The following is a 24,808-nucleotide window of genomic DNA, read 5'->3' as shown; positions in this document are numbered from 1 at the left end:
TTAACATTGCTTAGTTAACGACTTTTATATTCTCACCTTGCTAGTTATAACAAGTGAGGCTTTATAGAAATCAGATTTTATCAATTCAGGAATACCTGCGATGAGCAAAAGAGATTATTACGAAGTTCTGGGTGTTGCCAAGGGCGCGGATAAGAAAGAAATTAAAAAAGCTTACCGTTCTTTAGCGAATAAATATCATCCGGATAAAAATCCAGACAACCCTGAAGCATTAGAAAAATTCAAAGAGCTTGCGGAAGCTTATGAGATCCTTTCATCGGAAGAGAAGCGTGAAGCATACGATCGCTTTGGACATGAAGGGGTTAATGGTCAAGCAGGTGGCGGTTACGGCGGCGGTGCTGGCGGCTTCGGTGATATTTTTGGTGATGTATTTGGCGACATTTTTGGTGGCGGTGGTGGCGGTCAAAGTCGAACTCGCCGTGGTTCAGATTTACGCTACACACTAGAGCTAGATCTTGAACAAGCCGTTTGGGGATGCGAAGAAAAAATTCGTATTCCAACCTTAGTGAACTGTAAGCCATGTGGTGGATCAGGTGCTAAGAAGGGCTCTACTCCGAAAACTTGTGGTACTTGTGGTGGTGCTGGGCAAGTGCGTATGTCACAGGGTTTCTTCTCTGTGCAGCAGACATGTCCAGAATGTCACGGTGCAGGTCAGGTTATTTCTGATCCTTGTAACGAGTGTCATGGTCAAGGCCGTACCCAAGAATACAAAACACTAAACGTTAAAATCCCTGCTGGTGTGGATACTGGAGACCGTATTCGCTTATCAGGCGAAGGCGAAGCTGGATCTCACGGTGCTCCTGCTGGCGATTTATTTGTGCAGGTATCGGTAAAACCACACAGTATTTTTGAACGTGATGGTGCGAACTTGTACTGTGAAGTGCCAATTAGCTTCACTACAGCGGCATTGGGCGGTGAAATTGATGTACCTACTTTAGATGGTAGAGTACGCCTGAAAGTAACAGCAGAGTGTCAGACTGATAAATTGTTCCGCCTACGTAGCAAAGGTGTTAAGCCTGTTCGCGGTGGTCCAGTAGGTGACTTGATTTGTAAGGTAGTGATTGAAACTCCAGTCAATCTAACAGCTCGTCAGAAAGAATTATTGACTGAGTTTGCGGATAGTATGGGTGAGGGAAGTAATCATTCACCTAAACAATCTAGCTGGTTTGATGGTGTGAAACGTTTTTTTGATGACATCAAAAAATAGTAAGGTTAATCAACACAACCTATAAAAAAAGGCGCTTATTTAGCGCCTTTTTCTTTTAGTAAGTAGTCAATGTAATGACGGAGCAGGTTAGCTGCATTCGTAAAACTTTGATTGTTTGGAATAATGAAGTCGGCTTTATTGCGAATGTTTAAGGTTTTTAGTGATGCTTGACGGACATGGCGCATATAACGGCTTGTCACTTCATTTACATCTCTTCCTCGTTCTGCAATATCACGCTTGAGACGACGCACAATAGCAATGTCCATATCGGTATCAACGTACAACAAGTAATCTACCGCATCACGAATCCCTGCATCTTGGAACATCATGTGACCTTCAACTAGGACAACATGGGAGGCATCGATATTACGGTAGCCAACTCGTTTGTGTTGAGAATGATCGTAAACGGGAATTTCATTTGGTTGCTGACGATTCTTACAGTTGTGAATCGCTAGTGTTAAGCTTTCTATATCGAGGGAGCTTAGGTCATCGAAGTTATAAACATCAGGGTCAATACTGCCGCATCCATTATAAAAACTGTCTTGGCAGATAACTGTAATTTTGTCTTCTTGGCTTTCTGCTAAGAGAGAGCATAGTCGACTTTTACCACTACCTGACACACCTGTAATGCCAATAACAAGAGCCATGTATTACCTCAGAAAAATAAAGTTGCTTCCCCTTTAGCTTGAAGGGAGTTATTGTATTATATATTAGATTGGATTCGGGGCGGTATGAATAACTGCTATTTTACGAGTTGATACTTTCTTATTCCAATCCTGCATATTTCTCTTGTTAAACGGATATACCAGAGCACTATTTAGACATGTTTTTTAAAGTACTTTTTTCATTCTTCTCTATTCTTTTCGCTACTTTTTTTGCCACACCCGCTTTTGCCATTGAAAGTGAGGTGAATTCCTCTAATGCTAATACTGCAGAACTATTTGGTCTGCCGCTAAATGACTTATCCCTGTCTGAGCTGGAAAATAAGATGAATAGTCTAGGCTTTAAATCCTATCCATCCTATAAGGAAGGGGTTACAAATTACAGTTTGGGGCGACATGGGGTTTTAGGCGTAAAAAACGCCGCTATTTTCTATAACCGCTCGGGCTATATTCGAAAAACACATCTTTCAGGTACAGTTAACAGCTCAAAGAATCGTCAAAAGCTAGGTAATTTATTAGAACAGAAATACGGTAAGCCACATATAGGCATGTTGGATGACGGTTATGGTCGAGCAGAATGGCAATTCGAAGATGGGACTCGAATCGCCTTTTATAATGCCACAACTGAAGTGTCTATAACTTATGCAGATGGGACCCCTAAAGCAGTATCTCGATCAGGGTCAATTGATGTTGAAGCACTGGCTCGCCGTTCCCGCTAATTCACCTCTATAGGCTTTGGGTAGTATCAATATGTTTCTTCTTGACCTAAACCTCAACTTAGCGCGTTTTATGCAACCCTATCTTGAAGATATTTCTCTCGCCTTAATTGCAACTTGCTTGGTTATTTATGGGGATAAGGTGAACGGCTTTATTAAAAAGTTGATTGCTTCTTGGCATTTTATTGCAAGGGTAACGGCGTTTATCTTCATGTGCACCTTTGGGTATGGTCTGCTGACCTTATGGGGGCAACCAATAGTTTATTGGGGGATTGTGCAAATCGATTTAGTGTATCGTCCTCTCGCGCTCTTCTTTTGCTTCTGCTTATTAGGTGTTTTGGCTGAAAGAAAGCGACATTTGTAAGTTTTTTTATGAAAGTTTCTACCGCTTTTTGTTGCCTAATCACAACATAAAGCATCCATTTTTAGGAAAATAGGCTCTATTCGCTTAGTTTCGTTGTAAAGTTCCTACCCTTCTTTTTCAATTTCGTTATTTATATAAAAAACGCTCTAAAACACTGCTTTTTAAGGTTTTTTTGTTGTCTTATTACAATTTGTTATTGCCATTTTGTGACGTTAAGATGCAGGAAATTTTCAATGCAGTCGATCTTTTAGGAGTAAAAAATGACGAGTAATGCTTGGTTACAATCCTTGTCTCAAGTTGAATCTATGATTCCCCTTTTAGGGAAGCTAGGACGTGATAAGGGAGTGAAAGTGCAGTTGGCTGGCCATACGCTTATGGCTGACTCAGTAACCGGTTTAATGACAACATTTGAACAATATCCTGAACTAGATCTTAATCAAGTCTATGGCGCACTAGAAAAAATTCAGGCGTCGGAGGCTTCCAATACTTTAATTGAGTTAGAGACTCTACTTGCAGAATCTACCCAAGATCTTCTAACTCAAGCGCGTGAACATGACGCAGATACAACGCCTGTGGTTTTGTATGGTTTTGGCCGAATTGGTCGACTATTAGTACGTCGTATGTGTGCAATGGGTCATACCACGTTAGGAATGGAACTTGCTGCTATTGTAGTGCGTAAGTCCTGCGAAAATGACTTAGCGAAACGCGCTAGCTTACTTAAATATGACTCTGTCCACGGCGTGTATGATGGTTTGGTTAGTGTTGATGAAGCAAGTCAGTCTCTCATCATAAATGGTCTATCTGTAAAGGTGATTTATGCTTCTGATCCAACTGAGGTAGATTACCAAAGCCACGGTATAGAGAAGGCTCTATTGGTTGATAATACAGGTCGCTGGAGAGATAGAGAGGGTTTGAATCTTCACTTAAGCCGCCCCGGTATTGAGCGAGTGGTTCTAACGGCTCCCGGTAAAGAGATGAAAAACATTGTCTTTGGTGTGAATGATCAGGATCTCACCACAGAAGATGACATTATTTCAGCAGCTTCTTGTACGACCAACGCTATAACACCAATATTATCCGTACTGGAAAAGCAATTTGGTATTGAGTCGGGGCATGTAGAAACAGTCCATGCTTATACGAATGACCAGAATCTGATTGATAATATTCATAAGGGTGATCGTCGTGGTCGAGCGGCGGGTATGAATATGGTAATGACAGAAACTGGTGCGGCGAAAGCTGTTGCGAAGGCTATCCCGTCTTTAGAAGGGAAGCTAAGCGGCAGTGCTATTCGAGTTCCCGTAATTAATGTTTCTATTGCTGTTTTGAGCTTAAACCTGAAGCAAGAGACTCAGGTTGAGACGATTAACGCATTGTTAAAATCGGCTTCAAATACTAAAGAGTTGGTCGGTCAAATAGGCTTTAGTGAAGAGCCAGACGCAGTGAGTTCTGATTTTATCGGCTCAGAGCAAGCAGGCATCGTCGATGCTTTGTCGACCAAAGTGCGTGGTAATCAAGTGACTTTATACGTTTGGTACGACAATGAATACGGTTACAGCTGCCAAGTAGTTCGTTTGATGGAAAAGCTGTCTATGATGAAGTTAGATGGACTATTGATAGAAAACGATAAAGCGGCTTAGACTAGTAGCGATCAAAATAACAAAAAAAGCGGTGTTGCGGTAAATGCAGCATCGCTTTTTTATGGTTTGTATCTAAAAGAGAGGCTATCTATTGTGGGTTAATTGTCTAACAGTAGCTTCACGGAAATAGCCAGACACATAATGATTACCATAGGGCGGATCAAGGCGGCTCCTTTAGTGATAACCAACCGAGAGCCAAGTTGTGCCCCGAACCATTGACCTACTCCCATAACAATACCAAGAGCCCAAACAATATGGCCGCTAAAGGTGAATATAATAAGAGAAGCTAGGTTGCTGGTCGCATTCAATATTTTTGTATGGGCGGTTGCAGAAACGATTGAGTAACCCATAAAACATAGATAAGCGGTGGAGAAGAATGCTCCTGTCCCCGGGCCGATTAGACCGTCGTAAAACCCCACACTGCCACCAATGAGTAGAGCGAATTGGGATTGTGTTAGTGAGAACTTACTTGCTATGTAGGGCTGAACTTTCGGTAGGAAGTAGAAGAAAATAGCAACACCAATCAAAATGATAGGTACTGCCTTTAGGAGTAGTCCACTGTCTAGGTAAGATACCAGCAAGGTGCCTACTACCGCGCCAATTCCGGTTAATAAAATCGAAAGCCACATTTCAGATAGCTTGACCTGTTTCTTTTTGATGAAGTGGTAGGATGCTGAAAGCGTGCCAGCACAGCCCTGAAGTTTGTTGGTTGCAAGTGCCTGAGCAGGTGATAGTCCGGCCGCTAATAAAACAGGGACAGTGATAAGCCCGCCACCGCCAGCAATGGCGTCAATAACACCTGCTATAAATGCCGCAACGAACAGTGCTAGGTAGAGCCATAACGACAAACCGAAGAAGGTGCTATCCAAAAATTCCATACTGCAATATCCCTATTGTAAGATTTACTTCTATAGTCTAGAAGTTAAACAAAAATAGCCTGCAGAGCAATTGCTTGGCAGGCTATTTAGGGGTGCTACTGTTAATGTTAGATATCACCTAGACTGTATATAACTGTCTAATTCAGCCGTTTGTTGGTCTGAAAATTCAAGGCCTAGTTTGCTTCTACGCCATAGAATGTCTTCTGCTGTATGTGCCCATTCATTTTCTATTAGGTAGTCGACTTCTAATTGATACAAGTTCGCACCAAAGTGCTGACCTAGTTCATCTTTCGAATGAATGTTTATCAATAACTTGTGAGTCAAACTGCCATAGCTGCGCGCCAATCGCTGAATCAAATCTAATGGCAAAAATGCATATTGATTTTGTAGCTGGCGAGTAAAGTCTGTTAGCGTCTGCTTGAAATCTCCACCGGGTAAGGGCTTCTCATGAGTCCAAGCTGGGCCTTGTTGCTCAAAGAAAGGAGCAAGCTTTTCCAGAGCGGATAAAGCAAGTTTGCGATAGGTTGTGATTTTGCCACCAAAAATACTAAGTAATGGAGCTTCGTCTTGAGCGCCTTCTAAGTGAAGTGTGTAATCACGGGTCACGGCTGAGGGGTCTGATGATTCATCTTCTAATAGCGGACGAACACCAGAATAGCTCCATACTACATCGTCTGGGGACAGCGTCTTTTGGAAGTGATCGTTGGTCACTTGTAGAATATAGTTTACTTCTTCATCCGAAATAGACACCTTGCTGGCATCACCTTTATATTCCACATCGGTTGTACCCAATAAGGTGTAGTTATCTTGGTATGGAATAGCGAAGACAATACGCTTATCTGTGTTTTGCATGATGAAAGCGTTATTTTCTTGGTATAACTTTGGTACCGCCAGATGACTGCCTTTTATCATGCGGATGCCATAGGGCGCTTTTTTCTCTAGCTTAGTTTCAATGAAAGAAGATACCCATGGCCCTGCTGCATTAACTAAAGCATTGGCTGTTACTGTTTTCGTTTCTTTAGTTAGCACGTTTTCTAATTCAATTTGCCATTGCTTGTTAATACGCTTCGCTGAGACGCAACGCGTACGCGCATATATTTCCGCGCCGTTATTTTTGGCGCTTAATGCATTGGTGATGACTAGTCGAGCGTCATCAACTTGGCAGTCTGAATATTCAAAGCCTTGAGTAATATCGGCTTTTAATGGGCTGTCAGGCTGTTTGTAGGACACGCCTTTTGAGCCTAATAAGGTTTCGCGTTTACCTAGATGGTCGTAGAGGAAAAGCCCGATTCTTATCATCCACGCTGGACGTAGGTGAGGGCGATGGGGCATTTGAAAGCGCATAGGTGTAACGAGGTGAGGTGCGACTTTCAGCAATACTTCACGTTCTGTTAAGGCTTCTTTAACGAGGCGAAACTCGTAATGTTCAAGATATCGTAGGCCGCCATGAATAAGCTTGCTGCTAGATGAAGAAGTGGCTTGTGCAAGGTCTCCCATTTCACATAGGCCAACGGACAAATTTCGGCCAGCTGCATCTGCCGCAATGCCTGTTCCGTTGATTCCTCCGCCTACAATAAAGACATCGAAGTGTGATTGGTTCATATTGGATCCTACTGTTAAATGTTCGAAAGTGAACATGTATGTTCGATATTATTCTTCACAAGTGAAAATAACAACACAACAATGTGAAGGATTCGTGAATTATTTAATTTTTTGAGACTGTTTTATGGAAAGAAAGGTTTATTGGTCAGAGCAAAGTTCTAGCTTTATTTTGTGCTCTTGCATCAATAATGAGATTGGCTCAGGAGGCTGCTCGTCCGTAAATAGTCTGTGCACTTGAGTGATATTACCTAGTCGAACCAAGGGGTGACGACCAAATTTTGCGCTGTCTGCAGCGAGAAATACAGTGCGAGAGTTGGAAATAATGCTTTGTGCTACACGAACCTCTTGGTAATCATAATCAAGTAAAGAGCCGTCCATAGGGTCAATGCCGCTGATTCCTATGATGCCGAAGTCCACACGAAATTGATTGATGAAGTCGATAGTGGCCTCACCTATTACACCTCTATCCCTTGAACGTACGGTCCCGCCCGTCACTATGACGTTAAAATCTTCCTTACAGCTTAAAATAGTTGCGACGTTCAGGTTATTGGTTATCACTTGTAGGCCTTGATGATTTAACAAAGCGCGAGCGACGGTTTCTGTTGTGGTGCCAATATTGATAAACAAGGAAGCGTTGTTGGGGATTTCTGCTGCGATTTTTTTGGCAATTTGTTCTTTTGCTGATAACTGAAGAATTTGGCGAGTCGCATACGTCATATTGGTGGTGCTAGAGTCGTAACTTATTCCACCATGATGTCGACGTATACTGCCAGACTTAGCCAATTCATTGATGTCTCTACGGATAGTTTGTGGTGTAACAGAAAAGTGGGTAGCAAGTTCTTCTATGGTGACGTAGCCTTTTTCTTTTGCGATGGTGACAATTTTGTCATGTCTGGCGATTTGGCTCATCGTATTTTATTCCTATTTCAAAGGGCGTCGCTTGCTAAGTGTATAAAGATTAGTTTTTAATAGGCGATATTCGAATTTGAACATGTATGTTCTAAAAGCAAAATAAAAATAATCACGTGCAGTATAAAAGAACTGCCGACTAAAGAGAAAACATTATGCCACATTATATTCTCGCAATAGATCAGGGAACGACTAGTTCAAGAGCCATTCTATTTGATAAGCAAGGTCAGAGCCTTGCTAAATCACAACAAGAGTTCCCACAAATATTTCCTGCTGACGGTTGGGTCGAACATGACCCTGAAGCAATTTGGTCTTCAACAATCTCTGTTTGCCAATTAGCGATTGAAACGGCAGGTGTGGATGTAAATGACATCGTTTCCATCGGTATTACCAATCAACGAGAAACCACCATCCTATGGGATACCCAAACAGGTGAGCCAGTCTATAACGCTATTGTTTGGCAAGATCGACGCACTAGTGAATTATGCAAAGCGTTGCGTGATCAGGGGCTAGAGCAAGAGGTTCAAGACAAAACAGGCTTATTAATTGACCCTTACTTTTCTGCCACCAAAATACGCTGGGTGCTGGATAATGTAGAGGGAGCGGCTGACAAAGCCCGAGCTGGGCGATTGGCATTTGGCACCGTGGATTGTTTTTTATTATGGCGCCTTACAAAAGGGCAATCTTTTAAAACCGACGCGACGAATGCAGCACGAACCATGGCTTTTAATATCCATACTCAAGAGTGGGATAAGGAATTAATTGAGCACTTTGGTATTGCTGATGTTCTTTTTCCAGAAGTCATGGACTGTAGCGCGGATTTTGGAGTAGCTAACAGTGAATGGTTAGGAGCGGAGATCCCAATTAATGGTATGGCAGGAGACCAGCAAGCTGCGCTTGTGGGGCAGGCTTGTTTCTCTCCCGGTATGGTAAAAAGTACTTATGGTACAGGGTGCTTTTTGATACTGAACACTGGCGATAAAGCGATAAAGTCCAATCATAAACTACTCACAACGGTTGGCTATCGTCTTAACGGTAAAGTTACTTATGCCCTTGAAGGTAGTATCTTCGTCGCAGGTGCTGCAATTCAGTGGTTGCGTGATGGTCTTAAGTTGTTTGCTGATGCTAAAGAGACTCAGAGTTTAGCTAGTAAGGCTAAGAATGATGAGTCAGTTTATCTTGTACCGGCTTTTACGGGTCTAGGTGCGCCTTATTGGGATCCGGATGCAAGAGGCGCCATGATAGGGTTAACTCGTGATACAAGTGTTGAGGACATTGTCAGCGCAGGGCTTAGATCTGTTTGTTATCAGACAAAGGATTTAGTCGGTGCAATGGCTTTGGATGGAGCATCTTTTAATAAACTTCGTATTGATGGCGGCATGGCGGTGAATGATGTCATGGTGCAATCATTAAGTGATTTACTTGATGTAACAGTTGAAAGGCCATCGGTAGTAGAAACAACAGCACTTGGTGTTAGCTACTTGGCTGGTTTACATATTGGTTTATATGAATCTACAGATAGCATTTCAGCATTATGGGAAGTGGATAAGTCATTTACACCTGACTTGTCCGAGCAAGTGAGAGATAAAAGATATGCAGGCTGGAAAACGGCTGTAGAAAGAGTGCGTACTAAAGCTGATTAGATAATTTCATTTTATCTTCACAAGCTCTTGCGAATAGGTAAGATTCTGGTTAAGTTTACGTATAGATTTTTATTATATTAAGGGTTGAGTAATGTCTAAACAATTTGCAGAAGTGCAACAAGATGATTTCATGAAGTTTGGTGGCGAGCGTCCAAGTTATTTGCTTATCGAAGATGCTCTCATGGAATTGGGTGGTCACGGTGTTAACGGAAATAACTTTAAAAATGACATGATTAAGCTTGCAGGTTGGACTGGTGGTGCACTAACAACTTATGCTCAGCGTGCAGCAGTAGCTCAAGCAGCATTTAATAAGATTCGCGCAGTATTACCAAAGGTCTCTACGGCTGCGGAGTTAGAAGCTTTACTTAAAGGCTAAGACTTACCCGTTTCTACAAAAAAAAGGAGCTAAAATATTTAGCTCCTTTTTTGTGCGCGAATTTCGCTTATTCAGCGTCAGCGACGCCACGTATTTGGAATTCTTCATCAAGGATTTTACCAATAACGTTATTTCCAGCTAAATGGTGAGCATACTGCATGTGTAAGCAGCGCACCTGATCCCAGTTAGCTATGCCCCCAATACCGAGCTTTTCAAAAAGCGGCTTAAAGCCTTTTTCTTCGATGATTTGCTTGTGCTCATCACTCATAACTTCCCAACGGCGAGCAATATAATCACGGTGAGATGCATGGTAAGCCTCTCTCAGCTCTTCGTCTTCTTGAATTCGTTGCTCTAATTGCTTAACGACACCTTGGCTTTCAATTTTAGCGAGAGCCTTATCAATCGCTTTGCTAGATAGCCAATATAAAGTCGGGAAAGGTTGGTTGAATACCCAAGTCTCCATTTCCAATACTTGTGGAGTGCCATTTGGCGAGTAGTGAGCAATCTTGTTTATGCCGCTAGGAGTACGTCCTAACTGAGATGAAATAATATCAATATCTCGTTGAGAGAGAGTCTGGGTCATAGTTTCGTTTGTAATAGAGGTTTTGATGGGAAGTGTTAAACACTGAAAGAGGGAAAAGTTGCAGCAAATTTTTGAATCCATTCTGAAGCTGCTTCATTATAATTTAATCGGCGCCCTTGTGATTTTGCTTGGCGGCGATAGTGTTCGATCTGGGAAAGTTGTTCAACCATTCGAACGCAATAACATTCTTCTTTGGTTGGAAACTCAATTGCAACATGATAACCGTCTGATTCTTTTCTGCACCAAGCAACACGGCCTGATACGCAAAAATTTGGGTCGATTTCTTCTAAAGTTATTTTGACTGATTGTCCACTATTGAATTGGCAAGAAGAGTGAGAAATAACGCCAACAAATCCATCTCTTTGTTCATCTAAGAGGGGAAAAGACTGGTCTTCTATTAGGGTGATTTCTAATGGAAGCTCTTTTGGGTGTGTGACAAATTCCATCGCAATAAGCCAGCTTATTATTCAGATAATTATATTATCGGACCGTTGGGTCAAATGTTTAAAAAAGAATGCGAATTGTACGCTTTTTGCTCGATCTGTATACATGTATTTTAGAATAATGAAGCGTTCTAATATATCTTTTTTTTATATCACTGGGAAGATATTCACACTCGAACTTAAGTATTCTAATTATGCTTTTTATTTATGGTTAATTTAGCTGATTTTGGCACAATTTACCTAATGTTTTTAAGGCGTTATCCATTGTTTTATCCCAGTGTATCCCATAGTTTAGCCGGATGTGATGGCTAAATTGGCTAGTACGACTAAAGGCTAGTCCAGGTAGGAAGGCAATGCCGTTTTCAATTGCTAAATTATGTAGCGCCATGACGTTAACGTTACTGGGTAAAGTTACCCACAATAGGAAACCGCCATTAGGTGTAGAGCAGCTGGTTCCTATTGGAAAATGTGCGGTGATAATTTTTGTACAGTGACGTAAATTTTCTTGGTAGTTCAAGCGGGTCTTTCTTAAGTGGCGGTCGTAGGCCCCATTTTCTAAAAAGTTAGCAATGGCGGTTTGTGTTAATGTCGGGATAGCTAATGACTGTACATAAGCGTAATGTTCTATGCTTGTTTGAAACTTTCCGCCCACAACCCAACCAATTCTGAATCCGGGGGCAATGCTTTTTGAAAAAGAGCTACAATAAATTACATTATCATCTAGGTCGTCTGCTTTAAGTACTCTTTCTCTTTTTTCTTGGTAGCTTAATTCACCATAAACATCATCTTCAATCACTGTGAACTTATATTTATTGCCGTATTCGATAAGTGTTTTCTTAGCTTTTTCGCTTAATGTTGCACCTGTCGGATTTTGATTATTTGGCGTGACAACACAGGCTTTAATTTTGTGTTCTTTTGCGGCCATTTTAAGAAGTGCTAAATCTAGCCCAGTGTCTATAGAGCAGTTAATCTCAATGGCTTTTAGATTCAGTATTTCAACGGCTTGTAACACGCCGTGATAAGTAGGACTTTCAATGACGATAGTATCGCCCGGTTGAGTGACGGCTTGCAGAGATAACACAAGAGCATTTTGGCAACCTAAGGTAATCGTTATGTCATCCGGCTGTAGCTGACAGCCTGCATCCAGCATACGAATTGCAATTTGTCTGCGTAGATTGAGAGAGCCCGGTGTGAACTCGTAAGCGGTACAAATCTCAGGCTCTAATCGCATTAAACGACCTACAGACCTTTGTAATTGCCTAATAGGTAAAAACTGGCTGTTAGGTACACTGGCCCCAAATTGAGCAAGGGTCTCATCGTCGGATGATTTTAGAAGGCGCTGAAGTAAGGCAAGGTCGGTTACATCTGTATCACTTGTTACTAAATCGTGAGACTCAACACTTTGCATTTGAGTGTCTTGTACAAAGTATCCCTTTTGGGGGCGTGCTTTGATGACGCCTCTGTCTTCTAAAAGGCTATACGCTTGCAGGACAGTAGCAACACTCACTTCCATTTGTTTACTGGATTTCCTTACTGAAGGGATTTTAGCTCCAGGCAAAAAAATACCCTCATGAACTTGATGTTCAATTTGGTCAGCAATTTTTTCGTAAAGAGGAGAATCCATAGAGTAAAAATCAAAACAGTAATAGAAAACCAACAATTTAACAGATTGACGAATTGAATGAAATCAATGGCTTTAAGGAAACTTGTGACGCAGTTCTATAGAGTCAAGTAGGTTTATTCTTCTGGGATAAAATGCCCCCCTAATGTTGCTTGTATTATCATCTGGGAGGCAATTTTGAAATTGCAAATTAGGTTGTGTATTCGATATGGAGTAAAGAGATATCCCGTTATCTGAATAGTGTACTACTCACTAGAATTCATAAGAGTATTAACGGTATTAGCTACATGCTCCGCACCGGTTAAAATCTCATTAATAATCCCTGATGCCTCTTCGACGAGTAAAGCGCTTTCTCCTGAGCATTTAGTAACCGCTTCCATACTGGCTTTAGCTTTAAGTGTTAACTCACTGTTTTTAGATACCATTTCTTCTATTTCAACAGTGGATTTGCTGGTACTGGCTGCTAGTGTTCGTACCTCATCCGCAACTACAGCAAATCCACGGCCATGCTCACCAGCACGAGCCGCTTCAATGGCCGCATTTAGCGCCAATAGGTTGGTTTGATCTGCTATTGAGCTGATTGTGGTGACGATTTTTGCAACTTTTTCTGATTGTTGATTCAGTCCGTCTATGAGACGTGAAGATTCTTCTATATCTGATGAAATTTGATTAGATGTTTCGACAGTTTTCTTCAGGATTTTTGCACCATTTTCAGATACTTGGGCAGTTTCTACAGAGGTAGCGTGCGCAACTTCAGTAGCATGCTGGATAGCTTGCTGCCTTTTGACATTTTTCGTGATATCCGTAGCCATCTTGATGACTTTTATAACTTTACCGTGACTATCAAAAATAGGGTTATAACTGGCCTCAAGCCAAATAACATCGCCTGAACTGGTTAGTCGTTCGAATTGTCCTGTCTTAAAGTCGCCTTTTGCTAACTCAGCCCAAAAGTTTGGAAATTCTAAGTAAAACTCTTCCTTACAGAACTTTTTATGGTGTTGGCCAGCGATATCTTTGACAGAGCTATATCCCATAGCAGATAAGAAGTTTGCATTAGCGGTAATGATAGTGCCATCTGGCTCGAATTCTATAGTGGCATTTGATCTGTCAATAGCGTTGTAGATGGCCGCCTGATTATCAGAGAGTTCTTTTACGCTGGTAATATCGGAGGCGATCTTCATGACTTTTTCTACTTTTCCGTCCACTAGGACAGGAAAATAAGTCGCCCTTAGCCATAAATGGGAACCGTCTTTTTTCTTACGTAAGAAAATGCCTTCCTTCGCCTGATTATCGGCAAGAGTAGACCAAAAGCTTTGATATTCAGAACTTGAAGATATTTCATCAGGGCACAGAATAGAGTGATGCTGCCCCTGCAATTCATCTAGGGAGTAACCAACGGCACCGAGAAAAAGAGGATTTGCGTCTAAAATTTCTCCATCAGGAGTAAAGTAAATTGTTGCGCAGTGCTTTTCTAAGGCAGAGATATAGTGATCATTACTCGATTTTTTTTGGTGACCTTCTTCTATATAGGGTGTTCTTTTGATAAACATGGTTATTCCTTAATCCAGTATATTGTCTATACCCTATGCCTAGAACACAGCTATAGGCTTTATTTTCTAAAAAAACAGCAAACTACAGTTGTTTTATCATAATTTTATCTTATGTCTCAACTGTGTTTTTTTGGTCTTGTGACCTCAAGTAATCAGAATGTTGTTTTATTAAAAATATGAAGATGGCTGGCAGTTTTCGATTTATCTTAATTTCTACTGCCTGAACAAGATTAATGATAGGCTTATGGGATATTAAGTAGACTGCTATTGGAAAATAAAACATGCAAAACATTATGATTTTGAATGGTCCTAACCTAAATTTACTTGGGACGCGTGAACCTGAAACCTATGGCTTTGAAACCTTGTCAGATGTAGAGGAGCTATGTCGTGAGGCGGCGGCTTCTTTGGGATACGGTATTGAGTTTCATCAATCTAATCATGAAGGTGTATTAGTGGACTTAATTCATGAAGCCGGGCGCAAGGTCAAAAGTGGAGAGCTGCTAGGGGTAGTATTTAACCCCGCTGCTTTTACGCATACCTCGGTAGCCTTACTGGATGCGATTAAAGGGGCGGATGTGCCTGTGGTCGAGGTTCATATATCCAATGTGCATGCCCGTGAGTCATTTCGTCACCACTCTTATATCTCTGCAGCGGCTATTGGTATTGTCGTTGGTATGGGAGTGCAAGGGTATGTGCTTGGTATGCAAGGTTTAGTATCTAAGCTTACAAAATAAGTTTAGCCAATGTAAAACCGCGGCCTGTGTAAATAGGCCGCGGTTTTTTATACTTACTTGTTAGATATAAAGAACTTACTCAATAACGCCTTGCTCTAGAAATGTTTGCCGAGTGATGTTTTCTACCTGCTTGTTTTTCACCAGGATATTATCCTCTATACGTATTCCCCCATAGGGCATAAGAGCCTTTATTTTATTCAGGTTGCAACCGTGTTTTGGCTGTTCCGCTATCATCTTGTTAATGAGCATTGGAATGAAATATAAGCCGGGCTCAATGGTGATGACCATGTTTTCTTCTAAAGTTCGAGTTAGGCGTAAGAAAGGAGCTGCCTCATCAGGCATTTTCAAATCGCCGCTTTGGTTTGCTAAAAATCCCCCTACATCATGAACCTGTAGGCCTAATAGGTGCCCTAAACCATGAGGAAAGAAAATCTGCGGGATGCCTTTATCTAATTGCTCTTCTATTTCTAAAGAGCAAAGATCATGGTCTTTTAATAGTTGAGCGATATGAATTAGGGTTTCCGTGTGCAACTGCCTAAAAGGCGTCCCAGAGAGGGCTAAGTTAGCAATGCTTTGTTGCTTAATATTCAGGTCATCCACCAAGTCACTAAACTCATCGTTATATTTATAAAAGGTGCGTGTGATGTCGCACGCATAACCGCACTCCTTTGCCCCAGCATCAATGAGTAGGCTAAGTGGAGACTTGCTGGCTTGAATCGATTTATGTTCATAATGAAGAATGGAGGCGTTTTCATTAATAGCCACAATACCGGAATAAGGCTCTTGGTCTGCTGTTTGTTGACTCGCTTTTAAGAAGGCTAAATGAACATGAAATTCACTCTCGCCTGCTAAGAAAGCATTTTTCGCTGCAATATGCCCCTTAACAGCTCTTTGACTAGCAAGGCGAATCTGTTCAATTTCATAGGGTGTTTTAACTGCTTTATTAAAGTCGATAAAGCTTTGTAGTTTAGGGCAGGAAACAGCGAGATCCATGGCATTCGGGCCAAGCCAAGCCGTCTTCTTCGGTAATTTACTAAACCACTTTGTATCACTGCTTACTTCAATGATATTCCAGTGATGCTGCCAACCCCCATTAGGAACAGGGTTAGGAGCATGCCAAAAGTCATCATTTGATGACCATATTAAAGTGGGTTTTTTATCAGCCTGTATAATGAGATATGTGTCACTTTCTAAAGTAAAGGGTAACCATTGTTGAGCGCCAGAATAAGCTCGAAAAGGTGTGCTCTGGTCATCGTTAAAGTAATAGTTTTTCTTACCCGCTGCCAATACGATGGCATCGAGTTCGAAGTGTGTCATAGCATCTTGGTAACGACGAGAGAGTTCGGCTAAATGTTCTTGGTAGCCTTGGGTCATAATAAAAAACTCAGCATAATATCTTTACCTTATCGGAAGGTAGACCAGTGTTACGAAGTCTTGGCTATTTTCTGCTTGGGTTGGGCCAACTTCAAATATTTCTATACCACAGCGCCTACTATGGACATGCAATCTATTTAATCTCATGTAGTTATAAAGTACATGCCAAGCTAAAGAAAGCTTTTGATAGCTGCCAACATATCGTAGATGTAAGTAGTCACCAGAGAAGGTGATTTTTTCTGGGCATAACTGACAGGGAACTATGTTTTGTACGGGAATACCTAGTCTGCCAGTAAAGTAGTGGTGAATAATGTCAGCCTTCTTATAAAGAGCAAAGCAGGGGCCGGCTGGTGGGTTTTCTGGCCCTAATTGGGTGAATAAATCATGGAACCCTTGCTCCATTTTTTGTGACATGGGTTGGCTGCCCACATCAAATGGGCGGGTAACAGCATCAATATTGTTTAACTGAGTTCTAGCAAGGTAATGAAAAGACGGAGCATTATAATATTGAGAATAACGTGCGCTTGCTTTGGTTAATAAATCACATAAATACAATATAGCTAATTCAGCATCTTTACTGGCTTTAAGCTGATAATGTTTGGCTCTCCAACGTTTTAAAATTGGCAGTTTCCCCGTGAGCTGAATAGTAATCGTTGAACTTTTCTCTTGCTTCGCGAAGTCTATATTGAAATATATATCGCACGGGTAAAAAGCAGGTGCATTAAGTGTGGTGTGGAAATAGGTTGTATCTGGTCGTGTTGGGTGAATAGTAAGGTGACCATGCTTTATGAGTTGCCCTTGCCAAGTTAAGGACTGTTCCATCGAGCGATTATGTGAGTGTTCAGAGTAATGTATTGAAGCTTCTTGATCATAGATAAGCCATGGTAACCAAGCTGGCCAAGACTCTAGGTGACTTAGTTGCTGGTAGGCATGGTTAGCAGAAATGGGTATTGAAGCGTTATAACGGCCAACGAAACGTTTGTTGGCGAAGTAAAAATAAACACAAAATAAAGCAATGAATAGTATGGCTAGCAGTAGTAATGTAAGCATATATAAACCTTATTTCATCAGAGACGCTTTTTGTTTGAGATGGGTAGATAATGTGCTTCAAGAGTATCGATAATATTATGTCTTTTGACAGCATAGTGTTTAGTACTATTAATTAGCAACAAATAACTTCTTTATGTGATGGGCTTATTTAGAAGGTAATGAACATGAAATCGACATTAGTTTGGGATTGGCCAATTAGATTATGCCATTGGTTAATTGTGCTGCTTTTCTCTGGTTTAATCTATACAGGTAAAGCGGATGAAGACTATATGCAATACCATTTCTATATGGGGTATATGTTATCAGCAGTTATTATCGTGCGGGTTTTGTACGGCTTTTATGGGTCACGCTATGCGCTGTTTAGTCAATTTGTTAAACAGCCACGACATGCTTTTAATTATGTTAAGTCGATTTTAGCTGGTAAACCGCAAGAGTATTTAGGCCATAATCCCCTAGGTGGCCTGATGACGGTATTTTTATTATTAGTCTTAACACTACAGTGGATTACAGGACTTTTTAATAGTGATGACATTTTTTGGTATGGGCCATTTAGTGCTTTATTGCCGGTGTCATGGCTTAGTCAAATGTCTTATATTCACTATGCATTGCCAGATTGGTTAATCGGTGCAGCAATAATTCATATACTTGCTGTGCTTTATCATGAATTTTATCTTAAAGAGCTACTAACAGCCGCTATGATTCATGGCCATAAAAAATATACAAAAGCTGCGAGGAGCGAGGTGAAAACACCTCGATGGGGAGTCGTTTTCTCATTATTAATAGGAGCTGCTTGGTTCCTTGCTTTGTATTTAATGCCTATTTAAATGGCCTATTCTGCTTTTATACCAAGCTTATCAAAGTATTGTTTCGCACCTTCATGCAATGGCATTGTCAACTCTAGGCTTTCTTTGAGCGAAATTTGAGCTGCATGCTTGTTACGCTGGGTGAACTCATAAAAGTGATCAAATATCGAGTGTAATATGTCTTCAACAGCCTCAGGCGATGTTTCTTCCGTAGTGACCAGAACGTTATTAATGCCTATAGTCGGGATGTCACTGCTTGTCTGATAGACATTTTTAGGAATGGTCATTACCTTGTAAGCAGGATGCTGTTTTTCTTGCATCTTGGTAAAGGTTTCTTGTGTTAATGGAATTAGCCTCATGCCTTGTTCTTCAAGCTTTTCAGGCATGGCGTCTGCTGGGTAACCTGAAGACAAAAATGCGATGTCCACCCAACCATCTTTTAATTGGCTTAACCCTGATGCGTAAGATAAATACCTAGGTGACATATAGCGTAAGGAAATATCGTGTAGAGAGAACAGGAAGTTGAGTAGATCTAATGTCCCACCTCCAGAAGGTCCAACGGCGACTTTTTTTCCTTTGAAGTCATTTATAGTGTGGATTTTACTGTCTTTTAATACAACGATATGCAACACGCTTGGGTGTAAAGTCGCTATCGCTTGAACATCTACCTGATGGCCTCGATAAGGGCCTTTACCTGCAATGGCAAGAGTCGCTAAATCCGTATTGGTCAGCGCCAAGTCTATATTTTCACTGCTCAGAAGGTGTAAGTTTTGTTCACTACCAGCTGTTGTAACAGTGAGAATGCTTGTATCTTCTCGGCTGTATTTTTCTACGAGCTCCGCAATGGTATTCCCCATAGAGAAATAAGATCCACCCTCACGAGCTGTTCCAAGTTTTAATTCCTCTGCATAGCTATTGGCGGTCAAAATAGCAATTAGCCAAACAGCAGTCGTTTTTATAAAGGAGTTCATTAATATCCCTAGCGTTTAATATCTAGCGTGATGCTGTGCTATTAAAGAGTAAATTCCGTTTTATCATATAATAATGGGAAAAATAAAATCTAGTCTTAGTGGGGATATAATTTTGAAACTTTGAATGGAAGTAGTAATTATTTAGAGTAGAAGATATTTAGACGGCTATGAAAAATTAAAAAAGCGGAGGATTAAAATCCACCGCTTTTTTCAGTAATACTAAAAAACCGCTTATCTTAGCGAGATTTTAAGTAATCTAGCATAGTGTCTGCATCGGATACTTCAAATGGGTCACTTGGAGCGTCGTCTTGGTAGCCAGCTTCAGAGAACATTTTAGTGATGCTGCCATCTTCAACAAACATACTGTAACGCCAGCTACGCATGCCAAAACCTAGGTTGTCTTTTTTCACTAACATACCCATTTGACGAGTGAAATCACCGTTACCATCAGGAAGCAAGAATACATTTTTTGCATCTTGGCTTTTGCCCCACTGGAACATAACAAACGCATCGTTTACGGATAAACAAATTACGGCATCAACACCTTGCGCTTGAAACTCACTGTATAGTTCTTCATAGCGAGGAAGGTGGGATGTTGAACAAGTCGGTGTGAATGCACCAGGTAAAGAAAATACGACAACTTTCTTTCCTTTGAATAGATCATCAGTAGTAACGTCTTTCCATTCAAACGGATTTGGTCCACCTAAAGCTTCGTTGCGAACACGAGTCTTAAAAGTAACGTTAGGTACTTGATTTATCATAGTTTCTCTCTCTAGTTAAGGGTTTATTTTTGCGGTGAGGTCGTCAGCCTTTTGAAGCCGTTAACATTTCAAAAAGCCACGCTTTTGGAGAAAGGGGAGCATGTGCTCACGTTTCTTCTTTTGTACGGCGTTGGCTGTCTGAATAGACCAGTTACTGCTTTTATGATTACTGTCACGACTTTGATAATAGCTTTGCATTTGAGCATCGTAGTCAGATATATCCTTTATGCAGCTGGAAGTATCATAACGGTCTTTGTGAAGAATAGCATCTATCGGTAAGCGAGGTTTTATTTCTGGTTCTGCGTCAGGGTAGCCTAAACATAAACCAAAAATCGGGAAAACTTGGTCTGGTAAATTGAGGAGTTCTGATACCTGAGCTGGGTCATTACGAATACCGCCAATAAAGACGGCTCCAAGGCCGACAGACTCCGCTCCAAGCATCAGATTTTGTGCCATAAAAGTTGCATCTGTTGTGGCAGCGATAAAATGCTCTGTATTACCCTCAAGTGGGCCTAAGCCCTGCTGTAGACTACATTGCTCAACACGTGTGAGGTCGGCACAAATTACTAAGAATTCTGCTGATGTTTCTACCCATTTCTGTCCGCCAGAGAGTTCTGCAATTTGCTGTCTATTTTCTGTGTTGGTGACTTGTACTATTGAGTAAGCTTGGATGAAACTTGATGAAGCTGCGCCTTGTGCACATTGGATTAGCTTTCTTAATAAGTCTTCATCAATAGCTTTATTGGTGTATTGTCGAATGGATGTATGAGTTTGTTGAGCGTCAAGAATAGGGTTCATAGTTACGGCCTCAATAAGAAGTTTGATTATCTTAGAGGCTTAAAAACATATCGTCAAAGTCACTAACTGGGTCAGTGATTAAGTGCCTAGAAACTTTAAGGCACTTAATCCGTCAGGGCGTGAGCTTAATGATGTTCTTTGCTTGCAACACTTCCCCATAAGCTCTCTATACGACTGTCACGTCGACAGCTTGATCGATAAAAGCCATACCGTACAGGGCTTTTTTTGTAATAGTCTTGATGGTATTCCTCAGCGAGGTAGAAGGTATCGGCAGGTAATATTTCCGTTACTATGTCTGCTTTGAAAGGCTTGGTTTCGTTTGCCTCTGCCAGAGACGCTTCAAAAACAGATTTTTGGGCTTCATCCTGATAAAACATAGCGGTTTTGTAGGGTGCTCCTTTGTCGCAGAATTGCCCATAAGCATCGGTAGGGTCGATGGTTCTCCAAAAGTAGTGAGCTAGGGTATCGAGAGAAACCACTTCATCATCAAAAGTAATTTCTACAGCTTCAAAGTGGCCTGTTTTACCGCGGGCAACTTGTTTATAAGTTGGGTTATCAAGGTGTCCACCAATATACCCAGAAACCGCTTTCGTCACACCCTCTACCTTTTCAAAATCGGACTCAACACACCAGAAGCATCCGCCTGCTACAATCATTGTTTGGGGAGCTGCTTGAATTGTATTGGTGATAGCAATACCGCCGATCATAGCAACTGCACCTAAAGTGCTTTTAAGTAAACCGAATTGAACTTTCATCTTATGTCCTTTTTTGGGTGGTTCGATTGTCGTTATGATAAAGCGATTAATATTTTGATTCTTAATTGAAAAATACGCCGCTGAATCATCAATGTTTAAATGTTAGACGTGAAGCAGCATAGATTTCTTACAATGAATGGTATTTATGGAGAAAGCAATGAGTTCAGAGCACACTTATGTACCACCTAAAGTATGGAAATGGGAATCCGATAATGGCGGCAAGTTCGCAAGTACCAATCGCCCAATATCAGGAGCAACGCATGATAAACAGCTTGATGTAGGTGAGCATTCGTTACAGCTCCATTCGCTTGCGACACCTAATGGTCAGAAGGTCACCATCATGTTGGAAGAGCTGCTGGCACTGGGTATAAAGGGTGCTGAGTATGATGCTTACTTAATTAATATCGGTGAAGGTGACCAGTTTTCTTCTGGCTTTGTAGAAGTTAATCCAAATTCGAAAATACCCGCTCTTATGGATAACAGTACAACTCCACCTACTCGGGTATTTGAATCAGGGTCAATCCTTCAATATCTTGCGGAAAAATTTGACGCCCTAATTCCAACCACTCATTTAGCGAAAACAGAATGTCGAAACTGGCTGTTTTGGCAAATGGGTTCTGCTCCTTATCTAGGAGGTGGTTTTGGCCATTTTTATGCCTATGCACCGACTAAAATGCAGTATCCAATTGATCGTTTTGCTATGGAGGTAAAGCGTGAGTTGGATGTACTGGATAAGCACCTTGCGAGCCACACATATTTTGCTGGAGACGAATACTCCATTGCTGATATTGCCATTTGGCCTTGGTACGGCAACCTAGTGTTGGGGAATTTGTACGATGCAGCAGAGTTCCTAGATGTAGCCAGTTATACCCATGTGGTGCGTTGGGCAAAGGCCATTGAAGAGCGCCCTGCAGTTCAGCGTGGACGCATAGTGAATCGATCTTGGGGGGATGTTGCTTTAGCTGAGCGTCATTCAGCGCAAGATATTGATCAAGCTTTAAAGGGCGAATAGGGTACTATAGTTTCATAATATAAGGCTCACGGTAGATTAATACTGTGCGCCTTATATTTGACTTGAGATGAATTTCGAAATGACTTCCTAGAAGCATTCATAAAGATCAATATGGCTTAGTTTTCTGAGTAAGGAAGTGGTTGTTTTAAGTGGAGCAAATTTGCCATTTCTTCAGCAGGAATAGGTCTACCGTAATGATATCCTTGTCCATATAAACAGCCCATCTCAATGAGCAATTCAACTTGGGCTTGGCTTTCTATTCCCTCAGCCAAAAGTTTCGTTTTAAAAGACTTCGCTAGAGTAATAGCTGTTGTGATAACGGCCTGTTTTTTGGCATCTAGGTCAACATTGTCAACAAAAGAACGGTCTACTTTTATCATATGAACATTGAGTGAACTTACATAGGATAGAGAGCTCATACCTGTACCAAAATCATCTATAGCGAGTTTAATTCCGGCTTCGCGGAACTTTTTAAGCTGGGTTGAGATTTGTTCAAGGTTCATATTAGTAGAAGATTCAACAAGCTCAATTTCCAGTAGAGAAGGGCTTATATCGTACTTGTCTAACAAGGCAAGAGTGAAATTTAATAGCCCTAAGTCTAATAGATTGTATGGCGATAAGTTAATGGCAATAGAGGTATAGATACTTTGTTCTTGCCACTCAGCCAATTGCTTAATGGCTGTTTTTATAATGTAGCGACCAAATTCTTGAACATAGCCACTTTGCTCAATTAAGTCGATAAAACTACCCGGTTGTAGAACGCCATCCGTTGGATGATGCCAACGGGCTAACCCTTCAACACCAATTACTTTGCCATCAGATAGCTGCACCTTAGGCTGATAGTACAGCTTAATTTGACGCTGCTCGAAGGCGTCGACCAGATCCGCTCGCAAACGCAACCTTTCCCTATTCGTGTTGGCGTCTCTAACATTAAATACACTCCAACCACTATGATTTTGTTTTGCATCATACATGGCGACATCGGCACAGAGTATTAAGGACTCAATGTTAGTCGCATGGTTTGGGTAATGGGCAATACCAATACTAGCACCAGTATTAACGGCGAGTTGGTTGATCATGACGGGCTCGTTACATACAGCCACCAACTCCTTCGCTAGGGGGATTGACTGTTCTAGCGGGAGATGAGGCGCCCAAATAATAAATTCATCGCCACCAACTCGAGCTAGAGTATATTTAGGGTCTATCGAGGCAAGAAGGCGAGAAGATACTTTTATTAGCAAATGGTCGCCAGCCGAGTGGCCGAAAGCATCATTAACTTCTTTGAACTTATCTAAGTCGATAACAAATAAACAACCGTTTATTGTTGGTTTTGGTTCCACTTCGCTAAATATCTGATCTTCGCTGGTTTTCTTGATGATTGGTTTTTCTGGCATGACATTTTTCATAGTGCCAGTTAAATAAAGTCGATTTGGGAGGCCTGTGAGGTGATCGTGTCCAGCGAGCCTTCTTAGAGACTCATTCTTACTTTTTACTTTTTTCCCTACCCAAGCAGAGAGCATGGCAGCTAACCAAATAGCGATCCCTAATACCAAAATAGAGGTAATAATTAAGCGATTTATAATGAAAACTAATGAGTTTTCTAAGCTCTGTGATACCTCAATAAAAAAGACAGTGTAATTGTCTCCTTTTACAAGCTGCCATAGAAAATACTGTCCGTCGATTTCTTCACTGCCATTGATCATCAAATGCGGCATGCTTGAATGGCTGTGGTCTGTGTGGTCTGTGTGGTCTGTGTGGTCTGTGTGGTCTGTGCGGTCTGTAGAATCGGTTTGACTGCTACCATCTAAACTTTGTTTTTTCTGCGTTACTTTTTCAACAGTGTCTTTTATAGCTGTGATGTATCTAAATGGTATGTTTTGTTGCAAAGACCAGCTTACGTCTCCACCAAAGGCTTCCATATAACGACGTTTGGGAGCGACGCGACCATCCAAATAAATCAGTTCAGCCAGTTCAGTCAAGCGCATATTAGCATCGTCATGAGTATCACCGTGACTGAAACCTTGCTCCGCATGAAGTACCTCTGCGTGGAATAGCATAGCTTGCTTATGAAGGGAGTCTAATTCGGATTTGATTCCAAGGTCAGCAGATAAACGATAAGTGACAACAACATAAATTGCAGAAACAACAACGGCGACACAAACACATATAGTGATGAGTCGGAGGCGGAAAAACTTGTCTCTTTGAAGTTCTAAGGGTAAGTGCATAATGTCCTTAGTGCCATTCTGTCTGGTTTATGAATTAACACTTCTTTGGGGCTTACGATAAGCATTACAGAGGGCGCTTACCTTTCAAGTCTTCTTTAGGATATTAGTCTTATAAA

24 protein-coding genes are annotated in these 24,808 nt (G+C 41.3%); 9 read left to right on the top strand and 15 right to left on the bottom strand.

Annotation, left to right across the window (positions count from 1 at the left end; all coding sequences use genetic code 11):
* The first annotated feature begins 100 nt into the window (after positions 1-100).
* Positions 101-1,225 carry a molecular chaperone DnaJ gene (dnaJ, locus tag OFY17_RS12305; RefSeq protein WP_263531032.1) on the top strand — a complete coding sequence of 375 codons (1,125 nt, stop codon included), beginning with the start codon at positions 101-103 and terminating at the stop codon, positions 1,223-1,225.
* A gap of 35 nt (positions 1,226-1,260) precedes the next feature.
* Here the strand turns inward: dnaJ and OFY17_RS12300 are convergent, their stop codons facing one another.
* Entirely contained in the window at positions 1,261-1,872 is a 612-nt protein-coding gene (locus OFY17_RS12300; RefSeq protein WP_263531031.1) for a uridine kinase family protein, read from the bottom strand.
* Between the two features lie 176 nt (positions 1,873-2,048).
* On the opposite strand from OFY17_RS12300, the gene OFY17_RS12295 reads away from it, so the two are divergent.
* The 3 genes from OFY17_RS12295 (at position 2,049) to OFY17_RS12285 (ending at position 4,604) form a co-directional block, all read left to right on the top strand.
* A complete protein-coding gene (locus OFY17_RS12295) occupies positions 2,049-2,606 on the top strand; it encodes a uridine kinase (protein ID WP_263531030.1) in 558 nt (185 codons plus the stop codon).
* A 31-nt stretch (positions 2,607-2,637) separates the two neighbouring features.
* Positions 2,638-2,967: a DUF3392 domain-containing protein gene (locus OFY17_RS12290; RefSeq protein ID WP_263531029.1), complete on the top strand. Its 330-nt coding sequence runs from the start codon at positions 2,638-2,640 to the stop codon at positions 2,965-2,967.
* Between the two features lie 260 nt (positions 2,968-3,227).
* Complete coding sequence (locus OFY17_RS12285) at positions 3,228-4,604, top strand: glyceraldehyde-3-phosphate dehydrogenase (protein WP_263531028.1); 1,377 nt, start codon at positions 3,228-3,230, stop codon at positions 4,602-4,604.
* A 98-nt stretch (positions 4,605-4,702) separates the two neighbouring features.
* Here the strand turns inward: OFY17_RS12285 and OFY17_RS12280 are convergent, their stop codons facing one another.
* The 3 genes from OFY17_RS12280 to OFY17_RS12270 all read right to left on the bottom strand — a co-directional run bounded on the left by OFY17_RS12280 (position 4,703) and on the right by OFY17_RS12270 (position 7,993).
* Positions 4,703-5,482 (bottom strand): TSUP family transporter, encoded by a 780-nt coding sequence (locus OFY17_RS12280; RefSeq protein ID WP_263531027.1) that lies wholly within the window; start codon positions 5,480-5,482, stop codon positions 4,703-4,705.
* A 114-nt stretch (positions 5,483-5,596) separates the two neighbouring features.
* Complete coding sequence (gene glpD, locus OFY17_RS12275; protein ID WP_263531026.1) at positions 5,597-7,084, bottom strand: glycerol-3-phosphate dehydrogenase; 1,488 nt, start codon at positions 7,082-7,084, stop codon at positions 5,597-5,599.
* 138 nt (positions 7,085-7,222) lie between these two features.
* The gene (locus OFY17_RS12270; RefSeq protein ID WP_263531025.1) at positions 7,223-7,993 is read right to left on the bottom strand and encodes a DeoR/GlpR family transcriptional regulator; all 771 of its coding nucleotides are present in this window, start codon (positions 7,991-7,993) and stop codon (positions 7,223-7,225) included.
* 155 nt (positions 7,994-8,148) lie between these two features.
* Between OFY17_RS12270 and glpK the strand changes: the two genes are divergently transcribed.
* Positions 8,149-9,636: a glycerol kinase GlpK gene (gene glpK, locus OFY17_RS12265; protein WP_263531024.1), complete on the top strand. Its 1,488-nt coding sequence runs from the start codon at positions 8,149-8,151 to the stop codon at positions 9,634-9,636.
* Between the two features lie 91 nt (positions 9,637-9,727).
* On the top strand, positions 9,728-10,012 hold the full coding sequence (locus tag OFY17_RS12260; RefSeq protein WP_263531023.1) for a hypothetical protein: 285 nt from the start codon (positions 9,728-9,730) through the stop codon (positions 10,010-10,012).
* A gap of 67 nt (positions 10,013-10,079) precedes the next feature.
* Here the strand turns inward: OFY17_RS12260 and OFY17_RS12255 are convergent, their stop codons facing one another.
* The 4 genes from OFY17_RS12255 to OFY17_RS12240 form a co-directional block, all read right to left on the bottom strand.
* Entirely contained in the window at positions 10,080-10,595 is a 516-nt protein-coding gene (locus tag OFY17_RS12255) for a DUF501 domain-containing protein (RefSeq protein ID WP_263531022.1), read from the bottom strand.
* A 35-nt stretch (positions 10,596-10,630) separates the two neighbouring features.
* The gene (locus OFY17_RS12250) at positions 10,631-11,041 is read right to left on the bottom strand and encodes a PilZ domain-containing protein (protein ID WP_263531021.1); all 411 of its coding nucleotides are present in this window, start codon (positions 11,039-11,041) and stop codon (positions 10,631-10,633) included.
* 208 nt (positions 11,042-11,249) lie between these two features.
* Positions 11,250-12,662 carry an aminotransferase-like domain-containing protein gene (locus OFY17_RS12245; RefSeq protein ID WP_263531020.1) on the bottom strand — a complete coding sequence of 471 codons (1,413 nt, stop codon included), beginning with the start codon at positions 12,660-12,662 and terminating at the stop codon, positions 11,250-11,252.
* Positions 12,663-12,904: 242 nt separating this feature from the next.
* Positions 12,905-14,209, bottom strand: coding sequence for a methyl-accepting chemotaxis protein (locus OFY17_RS12240; RefSeq protein ID WP_263531019.1), 1,305 nt, complete (start codon positions 14,207-14,209; stop codon positions 12,905-12,907).
* 281 nt (positions 14,210-14,490) lie between these two features.
* Here OFY17_RS12240 and aroQ point away from each other — a divergent pair, with 281 nt between their 5' ends.
* Complete coding sequence (aroQ, locus tag OFY17_RS12235; RefSeq protein WP_263531018.1) at positions 14,491-14,943, top strand: type II 3-dehydroquinate dehydratase; 453 nt, start codon at positions 14,491-14,493, stop codon at positions 14,941-14,943.
* A gap of 75 nt (positions 14,944-15,018) precedes the next feature.
* On the opposite strand, the gene pepQ is transcribed toward aroQ, so the two are convergent.
* Both pepQ and OFY17_RS12225 read right to left on the bottom strand, forming a co-directional pair.
* Positions 15,019-16,317, bottom strand: a complete 1,299-nt coding sequence (pepQ, locus tag OFY17_RS12230; protein ID WP_263531017.1) for a Xaa-Pro dipeptidase — start codon at positions 16,315-16,317, stop codon at positions 15,019-15,021.
* Positions 16,318-16,341: 24 nt separating this feature from the next.
* A complete protein-coding gene (locus OFY17_RS12225; RefSeq protein ID WP_263531016.1) occupies positions 16,342-17,367 on the bottom strand; it encodes a GyrI-like domain-containing protein in 1,026 nt (341 codons plus the stop codon).
* A 164-nt stretch (positions 17,368-17,531) separates the two neighbouring features.
* Here OFY17_RS12225 and OFY17_RS12220 point away from each other — a divergent pair, with 164 nt between their 5' ends.
* Positions 17,532-18,191, top strand: coding sequence for a cytochrome b/b6 domain-containing protein (locus tag OFY17_RS12220; protein ID WP_263531015.1), 660 nt, complete (start codon positions 17,532-17,534; stop codon positions 18,189-18,191).
* A 5-nt stretch (positions 18,192-18,196) separates the two neighbouring features.
* Here the strand turns inward: OFY17_RS12220 and OFY17_RS12215 are convergent, their stop codons facing one another.
* The 4 genes from OFY17_RS12215 to msrA form a co-directional block, all read right to left on the bottom strand.
* Positions 18,197-19,141 carry a TAXI family TRAP transporter solute-binding subunit gene (locus OFY17_RS12215; RefSeq protein ID WP_263531014.1) on the bottom strand — a complete coding sequence of 315 codons (945 nt, stop codon included), beginning with the start codon at positions 19,139-19,141 and terminating at the stop codon, positions 18,197-18,199.
* Positions 19,142-19,377: 236 nt separating this feature from the next.
* Positions 19,378-19,902, bottom strand: coding sequence for a peroxiredoxin (locus OFY17_RS12210; RefSeq protein WP_263531013.1), 525 nt, complete (start codon positions 19,900-19,902; stop codon positions 19,378-19,380).
* A 60-nt stretch (positions 19,903-19,962) separates the two neighbouring features.
* Complete coding sequence (gene nfsA, locus OFY17_RS12205) at positions 19,963-20,700, bottom strand: oxygen-insensitive NADPH nitroreductase (RefSeq protein WP_263531012.1); 738 nt, start codon at positions 20,698-20,700, stop codon at positions 19,963-19,965.
* 125 nt (positions 20,701-20,825) lie between these two features.
* On the bottom strand, positions 20,826-21,455 hold the full coding sequence (gene msrA, locus OFY17_RS12200; protein ID WP_263531011.1) for a peptide-methionine (S)-S-oxide reductase MsrA: 630 nt from the start codon (positions 21,453-21,455) through the stop codon (positions 20,826-20,828).
* A gap of 157 nt (positions 21,456-21,612) precedes the next feature.
* Between msrA and yghU the strand changes: the two genes are divergently transcribed.
* The gene (gene yghU, locus OFY17_RS12195) at positions 21,613-22,467 is read left to right on the top strand and encodes a glutathione-dependent disulfide-bond oxidoreductase (protein ID WP_263531010.1); all 855 of its coding nucleotides are present in this window, start codon (positions 21,613-21,615) and stop codon (positions 22,465-22,467) included.
* Positions 22,468-22,583: 116 nt separating this feature from the next.
* Here yghU and OFY17_RS12190 read toward each other — a convergent pair whose 3' ends face one another.
* Positions 22,584-24,692 carry a putative bifunctional diguanylate cyclase/phosphodiesterase gene (locus OFY17_RS12190; protein ID WP_263531009.1) on the bottom strand — a complete coding sequence of 703 codons (2,109 nt, stop codon included), beginning with the start codon at positions 24,690-24,692 and terminating at the stop codon, positions 22,584-22,586.
* Positions 24,693-24,808 lie beyond the last annotated feature (116 nt).

The organism is Marinomonas sargassi (assembly GCF_025716875.1).
GTDB lineage: Bacteria > Pseudomonadota > Gammaproteobacteria > Pseudomonadales > Marinomonadaceae > Marinomonas > Marinomonas sargassi.
The sequence above is the reverse complement of the archived record's forward strand: the minus strand, read 5'-3'. Positions and strand labels throughout refer to the sequence as shown.

Excerpts from the sequence above, each read along its gene's own strand:
- nfsA (WP_263531012.1), bottom strand. The coding sequence starts at position 20,700 with ATGAACCCTATTCTTGACGCTCAACAAACTCATACATCCATTCGACAA.
- pepQ (WP_263531017.1), bottom strand. The coding sequence starts at position 16,317 with ATGACCCAAGGCTACCAAGAACATTTAGCCGAACTCTCTCGTCGTTAC.
- OFY17_RS12290 (WP_263531029.1), top strand. The coding sequence starts at position 2,638 with ATGTTTCTTCTTGACCTAAACCTCAACTTAGCGCGTTTTATGCAACCC.
- aroQ (WP_263531018.1), top strand. The coding sequence starts at position 14,491 with ATGCAAAACATTATGATTTTGAATGGTCCTAACCTAAATTTACTTGGG.
- OFY17_RS12300 (WP_263531031.1), bottom strand. The coding sequence starts at position 1,872 with ATGGCTCTTGTTATTGGCATTACAGGTGTGTCAGGTAGTGGTAAAAGT.
- OFY17_RS12225 (WP_263531016.1), bottom strand. The coding sequence starts at position 17,367 with ATGCTTACATTACTACTGCTAGCCATACTATTCATTGCTTTATTTTGT.
- OFY17_RS12280 (WP_263531027.1), bottom strand. The coding sequence starts at position 5,482 with ATGGAATTTTTGGATAGCACCTTCTTCGGTTTGTCGTTATGGCTCTAC.
- OFY17_RS12250 (WP_263531021.1), bottom strand. The coding sequence starts at position 11,041 with ATGGAATTTGTCACACACCCAAAAGAGCTTCCATTAGAAATCACCCTA.
- glpK (WP_263531024.1), top strand. The coding sequence starts at position 8,149 with ATGCCACATTATATTCTCGCAATAGATCAGGGAACGACTAGTTCAAGA.
- dnaJ (WP_263531032.1), top strand. The coding sequence starts at position 101 with ATGAGCAAAAGAGATTATTACGAAGTTCTGGGTGTTGCCAAGGGCGCG.
- OFY17_RS12240 (WP_263531019.1), bottom strand. The coding sequence starts at position 14,209 with ATGTTTATCAAAAGAACACCCTATATAGAAGAAGGTCACCAAAAAAAA.
- OFY17_RS12255 (WP_263531022.1), bottom strand. The coding sequence starts at position 10,595 with ATGACCCAGACTCTCTCTCAACGAGATATTGATATTATTTCATCTCAG.
- OFY17_RS12270 (WP_263531025.1), bottom strand. The coding sequence starts at position 7,993 with ATGAGCCAAATCGCCAGACATGACAAAATTGTCACCATCGCAAAAGAA.
- OFY17_RS12260 (WP_263531023.1), top strand. The coding sequence starts at position 9,728 with ATGTCTAAACAATTTGCAGAAGTGCAACAAGATGATTTCATGAAGTTT.
- OFY17_RS12295 (WP_263531030.1), top strand. The coding sequence starts at position 2,049 with ATGTTTTTTAAAGTACTTTTTTCATTCTTCTCTATTCTTTTCGCTACT.
- OFY17_RS12210 (WP_263531013.1), bottom strand. The coding sequence starts at position 19,902 with ATGATAAATCAAGTACCTAACGTTACTTTTAAGACTCGTGTTCGCAAC.
- msrA (WP_263531011.1), bottom strand. The coding sequence starts at position 21,455 with ATGAAAGTTCAATTCGGTTTACTTAAAAGCACTTTAGGTGCAGTTGCT.
- OFY17_RS12245 (WP_263531020.1), bottom strand. The coding sequence starts at position 12,662 with ATGGATTCTCCTCTTTACGAAAAAATTGCTGACCAAATTGAACATCAA.
- OFY17_RS12190 (WP_263531009.1), bottom strand. The coding sequence starts at position 24,692 with ATGCACTTACCCTTAGAACTTCAAAGAGACAAGTTTTTCCGCCTCCGA.
- OFY17_RS12220 (WP_263531015.1), top strand. The coding sequence starts at position 17,532 with ATGAAATCGACATTAGTTTGGGATTGGCCAATTAGATTATGCCATTGG.
- OFY17_RS12215 (WP_263531014.1), bottom strand. The coding sequence starts at position 19,141 with ATGAACTCCTTTATAAAAACGACTGCTGTTTGGCTAATTGCTATTTTG.
- OFY17_RS12285 (WP_263531028.1), top strand. The coding sequence starts at position 3,228 with ATGACGAGTAATGCTTGGTTACAATCCTTGTCTCAAGTTGAATCTATG.
- yghU (WP_263531010.1), top strand. The coding sequence starts at position 21,613 with ATGAGTTCAGAGCACACTTATGTACCACCTAAAGTATGGAAATGGGAA.
- glpD (WP_263531026.1), bottom strand. The coding sequence starts at position 7,084 with ATGAACCAATCACACTTCGATGTCTTTATTGTAGGCGGAGGAATCAAC.